Raw genomic sequence first — 16,704 nt, 5'->3', positions numbered from 1 at the left:
AGAGCCCGGTTCAGGGGAGGAGAGTTCAATGGCGCCAGCCGAACTAAGCATTTATTTCTTCGCGCAGCTCGCGATCATCATCGCGGCAGCACGCACTGTCGGCTGGGCCGCGCGGAAATGGCTTGGTCAGCCGCAAGTGGTCGGCGAGATGATCGCAGGCGTGATTCTCGGTCCGTCGCTGTTCGGGCTGCTCTTCCCTGAAATCCAGCAGGTGCTGTTCCCCAAGGACAGCCGCACATTGCTCTACGTCCTCGCTCAGCTCGGTGTGGGCCTATACATGTTCCTGGTCGGGCTGCAGTTCCGCGGCGACGAGTTCCGCGCCAACGCCAAGAGCGCCGCATCGGTCTCGATCGCGGGGATGGCCGCGCCGTTCCTGATCGCGGTGCTGATCGCGCCGCTGCTGCTCGCCAATGGCGGGCTGTTCACCGCGGGCGTGGGCCAGTTCCAGGCGACTCTGTTCATGGGTGCGGCGATCGCGATCACCGCCTTCCCAATGCTCGCGCGCATCATCCACGAACGGGGCCTGAGCGGGACTCGGCTGGGCACGCTGTCGCTGTCGGCCGGCGCGATCGACGACGCCGCGGCGTGGACCGTGCTCGCGGTCGTGCTCGCCAGCCTCGGTGCCGGGCCCGTGGTGGCGATCAAGGCGATCGTCGGCGGCGGGCTGCTCGCGCTGTTCATCCTGTTCGCCGGCCCGCGCCTGCTGGCGCCGCTCGGGCGCATCGCGGAGCGTGAGGGCAAGGTCTCGCAGTCGCTGCTGGGCGTCACGCTGATCCTGTTCGCGGCGGCGGCGCTGGGCATGGACTGGGCGGGCCTGCACGCCGTGTTCGGCGGCTTCCTGCTCGGCACGGTGATGCCGCGCGGCGTGTTCGCGACCGAGGTGCGGCGCGTGCTCGAGCCGGTGACGGTGGTGATGCTGCTGCCGATCTTCTTCACCTTCTCGGGCCTCAACACCCAGATGTCGCTGCTCGCCGACCCCTCGATGTTCCTGATCGCGGGCGGCATCCTGGTCGCGTCGATCGCCGCCAAGGGCGTCGCCTGCTGGGGCGCAGCGCGGCTGACCGGACAGGACAACCCGACCGCGATGGCGATCGGCGCGCTGATGAACGCGCGTGGGCTGATGGAGCTGATCATCATCAACATCGGGCTGCAGCGCGGGATCATCACCCCGGCGCTGTTCTCGATCCTGGTGCTGATGGCGATTGTCACCACGCTGATGGCCTCGCCGCTGTTCGAGCTGGTCTATGGCCGCAAGGCGCGCGCCGAGGGGTCGCTGGGCGAGCTGGGGGCGGATCAGGACGGCGCCCCGGCGACCGAGGCGAAGCCCGCTTCGGTCTGATCCTGCCTAGCGCCTGGCGGCGATGCTCGCCGCCACCGCTTCGGCGACCTTGATCCCGTCGATCGCGGCCGAGAGGATGCCGCCGGCATAGCCTGCGCCTTCGCCCGCGGGGAACAGCCGTTCGACGTTGAGGCTCTGGAAATCCTTGCCGCGGGTGATGCGGACGGGGGAGGAGGTGCGCGTTTCGACCCCGGTCATGACCGCGTCGGGATGATCGTAGCGCGCGATCTGGCGGCCGAACACGGGCAGCGCCTCGCGGATCGCCTCGACCGCGAAGGCGGGGAGGCAGCGCGACAGGTCAGTCATCGTCACGCCGGGCTTGTAGCTCGGGGTGACTTCGCCGAGCGCAGTGGAGGGGCGGGCGGCGAGGAAATCGCCGACGCGCTGGCCCGGGGCGTGGTAATTGCCGCCGCCCGCCTCGAACGCCAGGCTCTCCCAATGACGCTGAAGTGCGATGCCGGCGAGCGGCCCGTCGGGATAGTCCCGCGCGGGATCGATGCCGACAACGAGGCCGGAGTTGGCATTGAACTCGGCGCGCGAGTACTGGCTCATGCCGTTTGTGACGACGCGGCCTTCCTCGCTGGTCGCGGCGACCACCCGCCCGCCCGGGCACATGCAGAAGCTGTAGACGGTGCGCTCGTTAGACGCGTGGTGTGCGAGGCTATAGGCGGCTGCGCCGAGATCGGGATGGCCCGCGCATTTGCCGTAGCGTGCCTGATCGACCCAGCTCTGCGGGTGCTCGATGCGCACGCCGATCGAGAACGGCTTGGCATCGAGATGCACGCCGCGGCGGTGGAGCATCTCGAAGGTCGGGCGCGCGCTGTGGCCGACCGCCAGCACGACGTGATCGGCCTCGAGGAAGCTGCCATCGTGGAGATGGAGGCCGCGCAGGCGCTGTCGGCCGTCGGGCAGCCGCTCCAGTTCGAGATCGTCGACACGGGTCTGCCAGCGATATTCGCCGCCCAGCGCCTCGATCGTGCGGCGCATGCTCTCGACCATGGTGACGAGACGGAAGGTGCCGATATGCGGATGCGCCTCCCACAAGATGTCGTCGGGCGCGCCGGCGCGGACGAACTCCTCCAGTACCTTGCGGCCGAGGAAGCGAGGATCCTTGACCCGGCAATAGAGCTTGCCGTCGGAGAAGGTGCCGGCGCCGCCCTCGCCGAACTGGACGTTGCTGTCGGGGTTGAGCTCGGCGCGGCGCCACAGGTCCCACGTGTCTTTGGTCCGTTCGCGCACGATCTTGCCGCGATCGAGGATGATCGGGCGGAAGCCCATCTGCGCGAGGATCAGCCCGGCGAACAGGCCGCAGGGCCCTGCGCCGATCACCACCGGGCGTTTGCCGGACCAGCCCTCTGGCGCGGTGACGGGCGGGCGATAGGCCATGTCGGGCGTGGGTCGCACGTCCTTGTCCCCGGCGAGACGCGCGAGCACCTCGGCCTCGTTCGCCAGCGCGATATCGAGCGTGTAGACCAACTGGATCGCATTGCGACGGCGGGCGTCGTTGCCGCGCTTGAACAGCGTCCAGGAAACGAGATCGGCGGGCGCGACACCCAGCCGCTCGCAGATCGCCGGCGCGATCGCATCGGCCGGATGATCGAGGGGTAGGGAGAGCCCGGAGAGACGCAGCATCGCGCTCCCCTATAGTGGATTAGAAGTCTTTCCAATTCCTCCCCCGGAGGCGGAGGGGGGACCGCCGCAGGCGGTGGAGGGGTAGGTCACAACAAAGTAGCCGGCTCGCGTGGGGAGATTACCCCTCCACCAGCTTCGCTGGTCCCCCTCCCCCTCCGGGGGAGGACTTTAGAGGTCTCTTGCCGCGCCTCCTCAACCCGCTAAACCCTTGCCCCGAACAGGATTGGGGGATCTGAATGGCGAGCGTGGCGGAAGATATCCAACCGGGACACGAGCCGAGCAAGGCGGAGATGCGGCAGGTGGTGACCGCGTCGTCGCTCGGCACCGTGTTCGAATGGTATGATTTCTTCATCTACGGCACGCTCGCCGCCTCGGGCATCATCGGCCGCACCTTCTTCGCCACCGGCAATCCGGTGATGGAGGCGCTCTATGCCTGGGCGGGGTTCGCCGTGGGGTTCGGCTTCCGGCCGCTGGGTGCGGTGCTGTTCGGCTATCTCGGCGACAAGCTCGGCCGCAAATATACCTTCCTCGTCACGATTACCCTGATGGGCATCGCGACCGCGGGCGTCGGCTTCGTGCCCTCCTATGCCGCGATCGGCGCGGCAGCGCCGGCGATCGTGATCGGGCTGCGCATCCTGCAGGGACTGGCGCTGGGCGGTGAATATGGCGGCGCGGCGATCTATGTCTCCGAGCACTCGCCCAAGGGGCGCGCCGGCTATCACACCAGCTTCATCCAGGCGAGCGTTGGCGGCGGGTTCGTGCTGAGCCTGATCGTGGTGCTTGGCACCCGCTTCGGCATGACGCCGGAGACCTTCGAGGCGTGGGGCTGGCGCCTGCCCTTCATCTTCTCGATCGCGCTGCTCGCCATCTCGCTGTGGATGCGGGTGAAGCTCAACGAGAGCCCGGTGTTCCGCGCGATGAAAGAGGCGGGCGAGACCGCGAAGAACCCGTTCCTCGAGAGCTTCACCTATCCCGGCAACCTGCGGCGGCTGTTCGTCGCGCTGTTCGGGATCGCCGCGGGCCTGACCGTGATCTGGTACACCGCGACCTTCTCGGTCCTGTCCTTCCTCCAGGGCACGATGCGGGTCGATACGGTAACCGCGCAGCTGCTCGCGGGCGGCGGGGCTGCGGCGGGGCTGTTCTGGTTCATCCTGTTCGGCAAGCTGTCCGACCGCGTCGGGCGCAAGAAGCCGATCGTCCTCGGCTATGGTTTCACGCTGCTGATGCTGTTCCCGTTGTTCTGGGTAATGGGACATGCCGCCAATCCGGCGCTGGCCGATGCGGCGCGCAGCGCACCCGTGGTCGTCTCGGGCCCCGAATGCAGCTACGATCCCTTTGCGAGCAAGCAGAAGGACACGTGCGGCCAACTGCTCGACTATCTCTCGAAGAAGGGGGTCCCCTATACCAAGGCGGAGACGCCGTCGGCTGCGGTCGCGATCGGCGAGGTGCCGGTGATCTCGACCGAGCCGGCCGATATCGACCAGGCGCTGGCGGATGCCGGCTACAATCTCGACCGGGTGGTGCCGAGTGCGGGCAATATCGTGATGATCCTGCTCGCGATCGTCGCGCTGGCGGCGCTGTCGGGGGCGACCTATGGCCCGGTCGCGGCGCTGCTCGCCGAGCTGTTCCCGCCACGCATCCGCTACAGCTCGATGTCGATCCCCTATCATATCGGCACGGGCTATTTCGGCGGATTCCTGCCGCTGATCAGCCAATATATGGTGGCCAAGAGTGGCGATCCCTATTCGGGGCTGTGGTACACCTGGATCGTCGTGGCGATGGCGCTGCTCGTCACCCTGTTCTTCCTCAAGGAAAGCGATCTCCACAAGAACGTGTGATTGCGGAGGCCGGGAAGGGACCCTAACCGGGGGAGATGATTCCAGCGCCTCTCCGCCTGCGCCTCGACGGCGACGCCCTTGTCTCCAACTGGCGCTTCCTCGCCGCGATGAGCGGCCCGGCCGCATGCGGCGCGGCGGTCAAGGCAAACGGCTATGGCCTGGGCGCGCGCGAGGTCGTGCGGCGGCTGGCGGACGCGGGATGCCGCGACTTCTTCGTCGCGACCTGGAACGAGGCGCTGGCGCTCGCCGGCCTGGGCGTGGCGGTATCCGTGCTGCATGGCATGCGCGAGGAGGATCTGCCCGCCGCTCTGGCGGCGGGATCAGCGCGGCCGGTGCTGAACACGGTGCAACAGGTGCGGCGCTGGCGCGAGGCCGGTGGCGGCGCGTGCGACGTGATGGTCGATACTGGAATGAACCGGCTGGGCATCCGGCCCGAGGATGTCGCGGCGGGCCTGCTCGACGGGCTCGCGGTCGAGACGCTGATGAGCCATCTCGCCTGCGCCGACGAGGATGTGCCGCTCAATGCATTGCAGCGCGAGCGGTTCGCAGCGCTCGCGGGGCGGACCGCGGCGAAACGGATGAGCCTCGCCAATTCGGCGGGGATCGCGCTCGGCGCGGACTATGCCTTCGACCTCACCCGGCCGGGCATTTCGCTTTATGGCGGGGTGCAGGTGGCGGCGTTCGCGGAGCAGATCCGCCAGGTGGTGTTCCCGCAGGTACAGCTGCTCCAGCGACGGCTGGTCCCGGCGGGGCAGAGCGTCGGCTACAACGCGACCTGGACCGCGCAGGCGGATACCGAGGTGGCGATCATCAACCTCGGCTATGCCGACGGCTATCTGCGCTGCTTCTCGGGCAAGGGACGCGCGTGGGCGGGGGATATCGAGCTGCCGGTGATCGGGCGCGTCTCGATGGACCTGACCGCGCTCGATGTGAGCGGCGCCCCCGATCTGGCCGAGGGGGATTGGGTGACGATCGACTATAGCCTGCCGCAGACGGCGGCGTTGTCAGGTCTGTCGCAATATGAGCTGATCACCGGGCTTGGCGGGCGGTTCGACCGGTTGTGGGAATAGCGCGATTAACGGTTCAGCGTTGCGAAAGGCGCAATCTGGCACCATTTCCCTTGGACGATTGGAAATGGAGAAGTGAGATGCGCGCATTGCTGACTGCCGCCTCGCTCGCACTGCTGGCGCTTCCGGGCGCCGCGATGGCCGAGGAAAAGGCATATCCCAAGGGCGAAGCTGAGCTCGCCAAGATGCTCGAGGGGCGCGTGGCCGGCAAGCCGGTCAAGTGCCTGCCGACACATGCGATGGACAACAGCACGATCATCGACAAGACCGCGATCGTCTACCGCAGCGGTTCGAGGCTCTACGTCAACCGTCCGCGCTCGGGTGCCGACCAGCTCGACGATGACGATATCCTGCTGACCAAGATCTATGGCAGCCAGCTGTGCAACGTTGACAAGGTCGACTTCATCGACCGCAGCTCGCGGATGTGGAGCGGCTTCGCGGTGCTCGGCGATTTCGTGCCGTATACGCGGGTGAAGACCGGCTCGCGCTGAGGGGCGCCGCGAACAAAGGCACACGTATAAAAAAGAGGCCGGCGTTTCCGATAGGAACCGCCGGCCTTTTCATGTCCGCTGAAAGGTTAGGTCCAGAAGGACCCGATCGATCAGAAACGCGCGCGCGCGCCGAAATAGAAGCTGCGGCCGCGGAAGTCGTAAATCGCCGTACCGACACCCGTCGCCGTCGTGCCGAGCGGTGGGAGCTGGTTAAACAGATTGTCGACACCGAAGTAGAACCGCAGACCCTTCGACTTGTTGTCGCCTGCTTCCGAACCGGCAACGTCCCACTCGAATCGGATATCCGAATAGGTAATGACCGGATATTCCTGGGGGGCGATCGCATCGATATTCGAGGCCGGCAAGCCGTTGATGCCGTCCCGGAAGGTCTCGTAAGTCGAGGTGAACTGCTCACCGATGAACCGGAAGCGGTAACCGAACGTGAAGTCCTTGTAACCCAGGTCGATATCGAAGCGGAACTCGTCCTGCGGATCGCCGACTTCGCTAAGAATGCGATTCTCGAAGTTCGGGTTGGTGGGATCCTCGAAGTTGCTCCGCTGCAGTGTGTGGACGTAGATCAGGTTGGCCAACAGCCGGAAATCCTGACCGAAACGCTTGCTATACTGCAGGTTGACGTCGATGCCGCGCGCCTTGCGCTCGGCGAAGTTGAGCGGCGCCACGACCAGCGAGTTGCCCAGGATCGCGCCCGGCAGCTCGCCGTTCGGCCCGCTGCCCGGACCCGCGAAACGGGTGAAGGCGCTGCAGAACACGTTGTTGAGCGTTGCGAAGTCATAGCAGTTGTTAAGGATCGTCTGTGCGCCGACGCTCGCGATGATCCCGTTCACCGTGATGTCGTAATAGTCGACCGTCAGCGCCAGGCCTGGAATGAATCGCGGCTGCAGCACGCCACCGATCGTGTACGAGTCGGACGTTTCCGCCTCGAGGTTCGGATTCGAACCGCTGACGATCGGCAGCGAGTAGGTGCGCGAGGGCAGGTTGGAGAGGTTCGCGCCGACCGCCGTGGTGCAGTTCGCGCGACGGAACTGGCTACCCGAGTTGATCGCCACCGCATCGCATGGATCGACGATGTTGTTCGCGAAGTTCGGCACCAGCGGGAAGCCGGTTTCCGACACGTTCGGTGCGCGCACCGCGCGGGCGTAGTTACCGCGCAGGCGCAGATCACGGATCGGTGCCCACTGCACGCCACCGTTATAGGCGTAGACCACGCCCGTGCCGCCACCATAATCCGAGACGCGGGCGGCGCCGGTCACCGTCAGTTCGTGGAAGAACGGCGTGTCCCTCAGCAGCGGCAGCTGCAACTCGCCGAACGCTTCCTTCACCTCGAACGCCGGCGGCGAGAAGGTGGGGATGACGACGTTGTTGGTGAAGCCGTCGCTGACGAATGCGGGCTGTTGGTAGAATGCCTCTTCGCGCCGATACTCGCCGCCGATCGCGAAGCGGATCGGACCGCCCGGCAGTTCGAACAGCTGGCTCAGGTCACCCGACACGAACGCCTGCCCGACAAACTGCTCCAGGCTCGCTTTCACGTGGGAATCGACCGAGAAATAGTCGATCGCCGCGGTATTGTCGGCCGCACCGAACGGGTTGTAGGGCCGGCATGCGGCGATATCGGCGGCGAGGCGCGCCGCGTTCCGCGCACGAAGTCCCACCGACACCGTGTCGGTACGCTGGTCCGCGACGGCCGCAGCTGGATCGAACTGCGAACGGCACTGGATCTGGCCCGTCACCGGATTGCGGCCCGCGTCCATCGACAGCGAGAAACGCTGGCGATCGATGAAGCCGCGCGTCACCTGGGTCTGCTCGAACTTGCCGTAGTTGGCCGAGATTTCATACGACCAGTCGGTGTTGAACGTACCGCGGAGGCCGGCCACCACACGATAGGTATCGCGCTGGAAGTGTTCATCGCGCAGCCCGACGTCGAGCAGGTTGCGGTTGATTTGCACGCGATAGGTTCCGGCGGCGATCGCGGCACGATCGGCATCGGTAAGATTGCCGTTAATGAAGACCGGCGCCTGGGCCGTTCCGATATTTGTCCGCTCGGGACAAGTGTCCTGCAAGCTGGGGCGGCAGTTCGATGCCAGGATCAGGTTCGACAGCGTAGTCCGATCGGCGGGGTTGAGGAAGGGGTTGTCAAGCCGTACGCGCTCGCGGAAGTCGCCGACCGAACCCTGCGCCGCCGACGGTGACTGGATGAACGACGGGCCGGCATTATTGCCCACCGCGTTCACGCGATTGAACTTGCCCTCGAAGAACACTTCCAGCGCCGGGCTGAACTCGTAATGGCTCAGCATGTTGAAGTTGTAGCGCTCAAGGAACGGCATGATCGACAGCGTCTTGCCCTCGCGGCCGGTCTGACCGTTGCCGCCGATACGGCTGGCGTTGATGCCAGTGCCGAAGCGCGTGCCGGTCTGCTCGATCAGCCGCCCGTCACCACCGAAGATGTAGGAGCAGCTGAACGCCGCGCCGTTGGTATTCGACGGACCGTTATTAGACGCTGTCGCGTTCCCGCAGAGACCGTTCGGCATATTCCGCTGATTGATCGCGATAAGGCCGTTGGGGTTGATCGTGCCGCTGCGCACATTGCGCAGGAAGATGGCGTCGGGAAACCCGTCGCTGCCGTTGGCCAGGCCGCCGACGTCGGCATCGACCGTGAACAGGCCGGCCTGTTCACGGAACCACGGCACATCCGACGCATAGACGCGATCCGAGCGCGTATATTCGCCATGCACCGTGATGTTTCCGCGGCCTTCGCCGAAGTTCTGGCCGACCATCGCCGAAACATATTGCGAGGAGCCAAAGCCCTCCTGCGTCGTGCTGGCCGAGCCACGAATTTGCACGCCCTCAAACGAGCGACGCAGCACGAAATTGACCACACCCGCGATCGCGTCCGAACCATAGACCGCGGAGTTGCCGCCGGTCACGATATCGACGCGCTCGATCAGGTCGTTCGGAATCGAGGTCACGTCCGGCGACACCGCATTGTTGAGGATGTCGGCGGGAACGTGGCGGCGACCGTTGACCAGCACCAGCGTGCGCTGCGTGCCGAGACCGCGAAGGTCGAGCAGGTTGAGACCGGCGATGCCGATGCCTGAACCCGGATTCTGCTGCGCGAAGGTGCTGCGCAGCTGCGGCAGGTCGTTCAGCAACTCGCCGACATTCTGGTCGCTTGATTGGAAGATCGTCTCGCCGCCGATCGAGGTGACGGGCACGTCCGCCGTGATGTTGGGGCTGCGGATGCGCGAGCCGGTGATGACGACGGCCTCATCGGTTTCAGATTCCTCAGCGGCGGTTTCTTCGGTCTGGCCGGTCGAGGTGTCCTGTGCCCAAGCGGCGTGCGGAATGGCGAAAGCCGCGCTGGCAAGCGCGGTCGCCGTCAAAAGGCGGCTGATGTTCATGTAGGTCCCCTATGCCCGGCTGAATGCCGGTCCGTCTCATAGGAAACCTTCTCGTTCATCTTCTGGCAAGAAAAGTTCCCCCGTTCGACGCAATTTCGGAACGGGATGTGGCCAGAATGTCACATTTGTGCAACGCGCCATGCATGAAGCAGCAATGAAAAATCATGCGCGAAGCTGTGACTTTTCGTTTGTTGCGTGCGCGAAAAAACGGGTTCGGGCGGTCAGGCGCGCTCAACGCACATCGCGATGCCCATGCCGCCACCGATGCACAGAGTCGCCAGGCCTTTCTTCGCGTCACGGCGTTGCATTTCGTACAGCAGAGTCGTGAGCACGCGCGCCCCGCTCGCGCCGATCGGATGGCCGATGGCGATCGCGCCGCCATTGACGTTGACCTTGTCGGGATCGAAGCCGAGCTCCTTGCCGACCGACAGCGCCTGCGCCGCGAACGCCTCGTTGGCCTCGATCAGGTCGAGGTCGGCGATCGTCCAGCCGGCCTTCTCCAGCGCCTTCTTCGACGCCGGGACCGGGCCGATGCCCATGATCGAGGGATCGACGCCGGCGGTCGCCCAGCTCTTGATCGTGGCGAGCACCGGCGTGCCGCGCTTCTCGGCCTCCGCGCGGCTCATCACTACCAGCGCCGCGGCGCCGTCGTTGAGGCCCGAGGCATTGCCCGCGGTGACGGTGCCGTCCTTCTTGAAGGCAGGGCGCAAGCCGGCGACGCTGTCGAGCGTCGCGCCGGCACGGATATACTCGTCCTGCTCGACCACGGTGTCGCCCTTGCGGCCCTTGATCGTGACCGGCGCGATCTCGTCCTTGAAGCGGCCTGCGGTGCGCGCGGCTTCGGCGAGGTTCTGCGAGCGGACGGCGAACTCGTCCTGCTCGCCGCGGGTGACCTGATACTGCTCGGCGAGATTCTCGGCGGTGATGCCCATGTGATAGCCGTTGAACACGTCGGTCAGGCCGTCCTTGATCATCGTGTCGATCAGGCCGACGTCACCCATCTTGGCGCCTGCGCGCAGCGACTGGGCGTGCGCGGCGAGCGACATCGATTCCTGCCCGCCCGCGACGACGATCGTGGCGTCGCCGGTCTGCACCGCCTGCGCCGCCAGCGCGACCGCGCGCAGGCCCGACCCGCACACCTGGTTGAGGCCCCAGGCGGGGACTTCCTTGGGCACGCCCGCCGCCATCGATGCCTGGCGCGCCGGGTTCTGGCCCTGCGCGGCGGTGAGCACCTGGCCCAGGATCACCTCCGACACTTCCTCGCCCTTGACGCCGGCCTGCTCGAGCGCTGCCTCGATCGCGATCCGGCCGAGCTCGTGCGCGGGGGTCGCGGCAAAGGCGCCGAGGAAGCTGCCGACGGGGGTGCGCTTGGCGGCGGTGATCACGACTTCGGTCATGGGTGCGGGACTCCGGTTGGTTTCCCGTTATCTAGTGGTCGGCAGCGCGGTTAGCCAGTGCGCAAGCGGTTGCCACAGAGACCTTTTGGCCGAGGAGCCGACCATCATTCCGACATGGCCGAGGCGCAGCTCGCGGCGGTCGCGCAGGCCAGCCGCGCTGGCGGCGGGAACGATGCGGTCGGTGAGCGAGACGAACTCGACCGCGGGGCAGGGGAGCGTGGCCGGATCGGCGGTCGCGCCCGCCACGTGCCATAGCCCGCGGCCGGGCAGATCGGCGGTGAACAGGTGGTCGAAGAGCTGGCGGCCGGCGGCATAGGTCAGCGGCGCGCCGGCATTGGCCCAGTCCTCCATCGCGACGAAGGACCTGGCCTCGGCGCTCGCCGGGTCGAGGCGGCCGAAGCGCTCGTACTTGGCGATCGTGCGCGCGGGATCGAGCTGCCAGAAGCCCGCCTGGAGCACCTCCATCGGAACTAGGCCGAGCGTGTCGCACGTCTCATGCGCGGCCTGCCACAGCGAATCGATCCGCTCGAGCGCCTCTTCCCCGAAGCCGGAGAAGCGCCAAGGCGCGGCGATCAGCGCGAGCCCGCGCACCGGCACCGCGGCCGCAGCGGCCACCGCCATCGTGCCGCCCAGGCAATAGCCGGCCAGCGCGACCGGCACGCCGATGCTGCGCAGCAGCGGAATCAGCATCTCCTCGACATGCTGCGCAACGTCCTGCGCGCGGTCCTGCGGGGCGGGGGTGCCCCAGTCGAGCAGCAGCGGCCGCACGCCCTGGCGCGACAGCCAGCGCAGCAGCGAGCGGCGATAGGGCATGTCGAGGATCAATGGCGGATTGATCAGCGAGGGGACGAACACCACTGGCGGCCCGTTTCCCCCATAGTCGCGGAGCATCGCGCGTCCGGCGCGCGCGATCGCCGGCATCGGCCGGCGCGGGCGCGGACGCCGCGCGGCCTGATAGGCGGCGAGTCCGGCGAGCGCCGCCGCGCGCCGCTCGGGCGATGCTGCGGTCTCGCTGCGCAGCAGTCCCAGAAAGAGAGGGAGCGGACGCGGTCCGTGTTGCGGTGCGTCATCAAAGGGTGTTAGGGACATGTCAAACACCCGCGGGGGTCCAGATGAAGAAAACGGCGAATACCGATGGCCCGGTCATCATCAAGAAATACGCGAACCGGCGTCTCTACAACACCGAAACCTCGTCCTACATCACGCTCGACCATCTCGCGGCGATGACGCGCGAGGGGCGAGACTTCAAGGTCGTCGATGCCAAGACCGAGGAGGACATCACGCATAATGTCCTGACGCAGATCATCATGGAAGAGGAAGCGCGCGGCCAGACGCTGCTGCCGGTCAACTTCCTGCGCCAGCTGATCGCGCTCTACGGCGATTCGATGCAGGCGGTGGTGCCGGGCTATCTCGAGGCTTCGATGGAGAGCTTCCGCCGCAACCAGGCGCAGTTCAAGTCGGCGGTCGAGGGGGCGTTCGCCAACTCGCCCTTCGCCGAGATCGCCAAGCGCAACATGGCGATGTTCGAAGCCGCGGCCGAGGCATTCAAGCCGGGCGCGCCGGGCGCGCCCGGCACGCCCGCGGCGCCGGAGAAGAGCAAGGACGAGGAAATCGCCGCTTTGAAGGCGCAGCTCGCCTCGCTGCAGGACAAGATCGACAAGCTCGGCTGAGCGCGCCGTCGGCCCTCGCGCGCCGAGGGTTGCAATGTAGGATTTGATTTGCTTGCCTCGCCGGATGCGCATTCGGCAAGCCTTCCTCCTTGTTCAAACGTCTGTGCGCCGTACCTTCGGGGGAGGGGAATCGGGGGGGACGTAGTGTGAACTTTGAGAACTTCCGCGGCGGCAGGGCCGCGAATCATGCCGCGCGTCCTCTGGCGGTGATCACGGCGTTGTGGCTGGCGATCGCCGGGACCCACGCTCAGACAGCCGCGCCTGCGACCGATCGCTATATCCACGCCGGCAGGTTGCTCGACCGGCCGGGCCAGGCGCCGCGCGGCGCGAGCACGATCGCGATCAAGGACGGCAAGATCGCTGGGGTCTATGAGGGCCATGTGACGCCGCTTGGCGAGGCGCCGGTGATCGACTTGCGCGACAGGACCGTATTGCCGGGCCTGATCGACAGCCATGTCCATCTGAGCTCCGACCGCGCCGGGCAGGAGGGGCTGCTCGCCGAGTTCACCGAGAGCAAGCAGCTGGGCGCCTATGAGGCGCTGTGGAACGGGCGCAAGACGCTGATGGCGGGCTTCACCACGGTGCGCAATCTGGGCGACGCAGGCGCGACGCTGGCGCTGCGCGAGGCGATCGCGCGCGGCTGGGTCGAGGGCCCGCGCATCGTCGACGCCGGGATGGGCATCTCGACGACCTCGGGCCATGGCGACCAGCGGCTCGGCATCGTCGAGGATCTGCACGAAGCGCTCGGCACGCCGAACCTGTGCGACGGGGCCGACGAATGCCGCAAGGCGGTGCGCCTTCAAATTGGCCGCGGCGCCGATGTCATCAAGATCGCGACCACCGGCGGGGTCAACAGCCGCATCGGTGCCGGGCTCGGCAAGCAGATGTTCGACGAGGAAGCCAAGGCGATCGTCGAGACCGCACGCCTCTATGGCCGCAAGGTTGCGGCGCATGCCCACGGCGCCGACGGCATCGCGGTGGCGCTGCGCGCCGGGGTCGATTCGATCGAGCACGGCACGCTGATCGACGACGAGAGCATCGCGTTGTTCAAGAAGACCGGCGCCTATTACGTGCCCACGCTGTCGACCGTGAACGGCTATCTCGAGCGGATCGCCAAGGATCCAAACGCCTACCCGCCCGCGGTGCGCGCCAAGATCGACTGGCGCATCTCGATCACCGGCAAGGCGCTGGAGAAGGCGATGCCGGCGGGCGTCAAGATCGCCTTCGGCACCGATGCCGGCGTATCGAAGCACGGCCGCAATGCCGACGAGTTCGAGCTGATGGTCAAGCACGGCATGACGCCGATGCAGGCGATCGCCGCGGCGACGGTCAACGCCGCCGACCTGCTCGGGCTGGCAAAGGAGGTCGGCAGCATCGAGCCGGGCAAGAGTGCCGATATCATCGCGGTCAGCGGCGATCCGCTGAGCGACGTGAAGGTGCTGAAATCGGTCGGCTTCGTGATGCGCGCCGGGGTGGTGCACAAGGGGCCGTGAGCGTCACGGCCCCGTTGCGCGGTCAGCCGGGCTTGCGGAACTTGAGCGTCATGCGGTCGCTCTCGCCGATCGCCTCGTACTTGGTGCGATCGACGTCCTTGAGCGTATAGCTCGGGGGTAGGGTCCAGACACCCTTGGGCCAGTCGGCGGTGTCCTTGGGATTGGCGTTGACCTCGCTCGACGCGACGAACTCGAAGCCGGCATCGGCGGCGAGCTTCTTGATCGTCGAGACCTTGATGTAGCCGCTGGTCCGCTCGCGCTCGGCATCGGCATTCTCGGGCAGGCGGTGATCCTCGATGCCGAGCGTGCCGCCGGGCTTGAGCATCGCGAAGATCTGCTTGAACGCTTCGGGCGAATAATCCGCCTTGTCCTCACGCTGATAGCCCATCCGCCAGTTGTGGACGTTGCGGAAGGTGAGCACGACGTCGACGCTGTTGTCACGGATCTTGGGCTCGCCCTCGTTCCACACCGGGAAGGCGGCGAAGGCGACCTCGCCATAGGTGGTCGAATCCTTCTGGCGCAGGTTCTGCGCGCCCTTGATCCCGTTCGGCCAGGGCGCCGCCGCCCACAGCGTGCCGCGGCCCTTCTTGAGATAGGGGGCGAGAATCTCGGTGTACCAGCCACCGCCGGGCCATAGCTCGACCACCGTGTCGGTCGGCTTGACCCCGAAAAAGGCGAGGGTTTCGGCCGGGTGGCGATATTTGTCGCGCGCGGTATTGGCCGGGGTGCGGGTGGGCGCGGCGACCGCGTCCTTCAATTCCTGGCTGACGCTTCCCATCTGGGGCGCGCCGATCGCGGCGGTGGCCAGCATGGCGGAAGCGGTGACGGCAACAAGGGTCAGGGCGTGGCGCATATCGGCTCCTCTCTGATGGGGACCGATTGGTGAAGCGGAGCGAGCGGCGATGCAAGTGGCGTTATTGGGGCCGTTATGGATTGGCGTGGGGGCCTTCGTGGCGGTCGCGGCGGGCAGCGGTTTCGCCGACTGGCGCCGCACGAGGCGCAGCGATCCCGACCGGGTCGGCTGGGTGCCGTGGACGCTGATCCAGGTGATGGCGATGCTCGCAGCGGTGGTGACCGCGGCGCTGGCGATCAAGGGCTGACCGCCCGGTCTCAGTAGAAGCGGGCGAGGGTGAGGCTGCGCTCGCCGCCGTCGCACAGGCCGAGCCGCACGGTCCGTCCGGGCGCGCCGGTGGACCAGCCGGCGATCGGGCTGATCGCATAGGCTGGCGGGATCGGCGCGCCGTCGATCGTGCAGATCTCCATGCCCGCGCGCCATTCCGCTGCCGCGGGGCCTCCGCGCATCACGTGCAGGACGCGCAGCCGGTCGCCGCGCTGGCTCACCATCAATCCGCTGGTCGAGCGCGTCACCGGCCAGTCGCTGCGCGCGGCAGGGGCGAGGATCATCCGGCCCGCGCCGGGATCGAGCAGCACGCGATGCCGCCGCAGCAGCCCGCCGCCGACACGACCCGCGGCGCCCTTGCGCGCGGAGAAGCCGCTGTCAGGCTCGATCCGCAATTCAACTTCGCTCGCCGGCAGCGCCGCGATGCGCAGCGCGGGCAGAATCGTGACCTCGCTCTCGACCTCTCCGCCCAGGCCATAGGCGATTGCGGTGGTCACCGGTCCGCCCGCACCCTCGATCCCGCGCCACGCGGTGCTGGTGAGGGTGACCATGCTGCCGTCGCCGGTATCGACGATCACGGGGCGGTGGCGGCGGCCGCCAATGTCCAGCTCGCTCAGATACAGGCCGGTCGGCCCGGCGAGCCGCAACGGCGTTGTGGTACCGCGGAACGGCATCCGGCCTGACGGGAGTAGGCGGAAACGCTGGGCGTCATAGTCGATCTCGAGCGCGTAGGCGGCGAGCAGGTCGGCGCCGATGAACAGGTCGACCGGCGCCGCGCCGGTGACGCGCGGATCGGCATCGATGATCGCGATGCGCCCGCCGGTGCGCACCAGCCCGCCGACCTCGACGCGCTCGACCGCGCCCCAGTTGAGCGCCACGCTGCCGCCGATCGCATCGGCGCGGCCGGCGACGAGCGGCTTCATCCCCGCGGCACGCGCGAACCGCGCCGAGACCGCGGTGTCGGTGACGCCGGTGTCGAGGATCGCGGCGGCCCAGCGGCCGTTGAGCAGGGTGCGGAAGCGGATCTGATTGCCCGGGGTCAGCTCGAACGGGACCCAGCGCGCTTCGGTGTCCGCGGCGAGCTGGGAGACCGCGGGAGCCGCCTGCACATCCGGGGCCGGCGCGAGCAGTGCGAATAGGGCAAGAACGAAGGTCATGGCCGCGCGGAGATCCATGCCAGCGAGCGTATCGCGCGCATGGACAGGCGCCAGCCGTTGCGGGCGTGGTTAATGTCCCGTTTG

General features: G+C 67.1%; 13 protein-coding genes. 7 read left to right on the top strand and 6 right to left on the bottom strand.

The window, feature by feature from the left end; all coding sequences use genetic code 11:
- Positions 1-28 precede the first annotated feature (28 nt).
- Positions 29-1,339 carry a cation:proton antiporter gene (locus OK349_RS06755; protein ID WP_306310659.1) on the top strand — a complete coding sequence of 437 codons (1,311 nt, stop codon included), beginning with the start codon at positions 29-31 and terminating at the stop codon, positions 1,337-1,339.
- Between the two features lie 6 nt (positions 1,340-1,345).
- Here the strand turns inward: OK349_RS06755 and OK349_RS06750 are convergent, their stop codons facing one another.
- Positions 1,346-2,971 (bottom strand): NAD(P)/FAD-dependent oxidoreductase, encoded by a 1,626-nt coding sequence (locus tag OK349_RS06750; RefSeq protein WP_265117050.1) that lies wholly within the window; start codon positions 2,969-2,971, stop codon positions 1,346-1,348.
- Between the two features lie 236 nt (positions 2,972-3,207).
- On the opposite strand from OK349_RS06750, the gene OK349_RS06745 reads away from it, so the two are divergent.
- The 3 genes from OK349_RS06745 (at position 3,208) to OK349_RS06735 (ending at position 6,367) form a co-directional block, all read left to right on the top strand.
- Positions 3,208-4,809, top strand: a complete 1,602-nt coding sequence (locus tag OK349_RS06745) for an MFS transporter (RefSeq protein WP_265117049.1) — start codon at positions 3,208-3,210, stop codon at positions 4,807-4,809.
- A 35-nt stretch (positions 4,810-4,844) separates the two neighbouring features.
- Positions 4,845-5,879, top strand: coding sequence for an alanine racemase (alr, locus tag OK349_RS06740; protein WP_265117048.1), 1,035 nt, complete (start codon positions 4,845-4,847; stop codon positions 5,877-5,879).
- Positions 5,880-5,956: 77 nt separating this feature from the next.
- A complete protein-coding gene (locus tag OK349_RS06735; protein WP_265117047.1) occupies positions 5,957-6,367 on the top strand; it encodes a hypothetical protein in 411 nt (136 codons plus the stop codon).
- Positions 6,368-6,477: 110 nt separating this feature from the next.
- On the opposite strand, the gene OK349_RS06730 is transcribed toward OK349_RS06735, so the two are convergent.
- The 3 genes from OK349_RS06730 to OK349_RS06720 all read right to left on the bottom strand — a co-directional run bounded on the left by OK349_RS06730 (position 6,478) and on the right by OK349_RS06720 (position 12,269).
- The gene (locus OK349_RS06730) at positions 6,478-9,783 is read right to left on the bottom strand and encodes a TonB-dependent receptor domain-containing protein (protein ID WP_265117046.1); all 3,306 of its coding nucleotides are present in this window, start codon (positions 9,781-9,783) and stop codon (positions 6,478-6,480) included.
- A 221-nt stretch (positions 9,784-10,004) separates the two neighbouring features.
- The gene (locus OK349_RS06725) at positions 10,005-11,180 is read right to left on the bottom strand and encodes an acetyl-CoA C-acetyltransferase (protein WP_265117045.1); all 1,176 of its coding nucleotides are present in this window, start codon (positions 11,178-11,180) and stop codon (positions 10,005-10,007) included.
- 27 nt (positions 11,181-11,207) lie between these two features.
- Positions 11,208-12,269 carry an alpha/beta hydrolase gene (locus OK349_RS06720; protein WP_265117044.1) on the bottom strand — a complete coding sequence of 354 codons (1,062 nt, stop codon included), beginning with the start codon at positions 12,267-12,269 and terminating at the stop codon, positions 11,208-11,210.
- Positions 12,270-12,292: 23 nt separating this feature from the next.
- Here OK349_RS06720 and phaR point away from each other — a divergent pair, with 23 nt between their 5' ends.
- A complete protein-coding gene (gene phaR, locus OK349_RS06715; protein ID WP_265117043.1) occupies positions 12,293-12,850 on the top strand; it encodes a polyhydroxyalkanoate synthesis repressor PhaR in 558 nt (185 codons plus the stop codon).
- Positions 12,851-12,996: 146 nt separating this feature from the next.
- Positions 12,997-14,343 carry a metal-dependent hydrolase family protein gene (locus OK349_RS06710; RefSeq protein ID WP_265117042.1) on the top strand — a complete coding sequence of 449 codons (1,347 nt, stop codon included), beginning with the start codon at positions 12,997-12,999 and terminating at the stop codon, positions 14,341-14,343.
- A gap of 22 nt (positions 14,344-14,365) precedes the next feature.
- On the opposite strand, the gene OK349_RS06705 is transcribed toward OK349_RS06710, so the two are convergent.
- Entirely contained in the window at positions 14,366-15,196 is an 831-nt protein-coding gene (locus tag OK349_RS06705) for a class I SAM-dependent methyltransferase (RefSeq protein ID WP_265117041.1), read from the bottom strand.
- An 85-nt stretch (positions 15,197-15,281) separates the two neighbouring features.
- Between OK349_RS06705 and OK349_RS06700 the strand changes: the two genes are divergently transcribed.
- Entirely contained in the window at positions 15,282-15,443 is a 162-nt protein-coding gene (locus OK349_RS06700; RefSeq protein ID WP_265117040.1) for a hypothetical protein, read from the top strand.
- 10 nt (positions 15,444-15,453) lie between these two features.
- On the opposite strand, the gene OK349_RS06695 is transcribed toward OK349_RS06700, so the two are convergent.
- The gene (locus OK349_RS06695) at positions 15,454-16,620 is read right to left on the bottom strand and encodes a retropepsin-like aspartic protease (RefSeq protein WP_265117039.1); all 1,167 of its coding nucleotides are present in this window, start codon (positions 16,618-16,620) and stop codon (positions 15,454-15,456) included.
- Positions 16,621-16,704 lie beyond the last annotated feature (84 nt).

This window comes from Sphingomonas sp. BT-65 (assembly GCF_026107375.2).
Taxonomy (GTDB): Bacteria; Pseudomonadota; Alphaproteobacteria; order Sphingomonadales; family Sphingomonadaceae; genus Sphingomonas.
Note: the sequence above shows the minus strand (reverse complement) of the source record. Positions and strands in the feature narration are given on the sequence as shown.

Excerpts from the sequence above, each read along its gene's own strand:
- OK349_RS06755 (WP_306310659.1), top strand. The coding sequence starts at position 29 with ATGGCGCCAGCCGAACTAAGCATTTATTTCTTCGCGCAGCTCGCGATC.
- OK349_RS06750 (WP_265117050.1), bottom strand. The coding sequence starts at position 2,971 with ATGCTGCGTCTCTCCGGGCTCTCCCTACCCCTCGATCATCCGGCCGAT.
- OK349_RS06745 (WP_265117049.1), top strand. The coding sequence starts at position 3,208 with ATGGCGAGCGTGGCGGAAGATATCCAACCGGGACACGAGCCGAGCAAG.
- alr (WP_265117048.1), top strand. The coding sequence starts at position 4,845 with ATGATTCCAGCGCCTCTCCGCCTGCGCCTCGACGGCGACGCCCTTGTC.
- OK349_RS06735 (WP_265117047.1), top strand. The coding sequence starts at position 5,957 with ATGCGCGCATTGCTGACTGCCGCCTCGCTCGCACTGCTGGCGCTTCCG.
- OK349_RS06730 (WP_265117046.1), bottom strand. The coding sequence starts at position 9,783 with ATGAACATCAGCCGCCTTTTGACGGCGACCGCGCTTGCCAGCGCGGCT.
- OK349_RS06725 (WP_265117045.1), bottom strand. The coding sequence starts at position 11,180 with ATGACCGAAGTCGTGATCACCGCCGCCAAGCGCACCCCCGTCGGCAGC.
- OK349_RS06720 (WP_265117044.1), bottom strand. The coding sequence starts at position 12,269 with ATGTCCCTAACACCCTTTGATGACGCACCGCAACACGGACCGCGTCCG.
- phaR (WP_265117043.1), top strand. The coding sequence starts at position 12,293 with ATGAAGAAAACGGCGAATACCGATGGCCCGGTCATCATCAAGAAATAC.
- OK349_RS06705 (WP_265117041.1), bottom strand. The coding sequence starts at position 15,196 with ATGCGCCACGCCCTGACCCTTGTTGCCGTCACCGCTTCCGCCATGCTG.
- OK349_RS06695 (WP_265117039.1), bottom strand. The coding sequence starts at position 16,620 with ATGACCTTCGTTCTTGCCCTATTCGCACTGCTCGCGCCGGCCCCGGAT.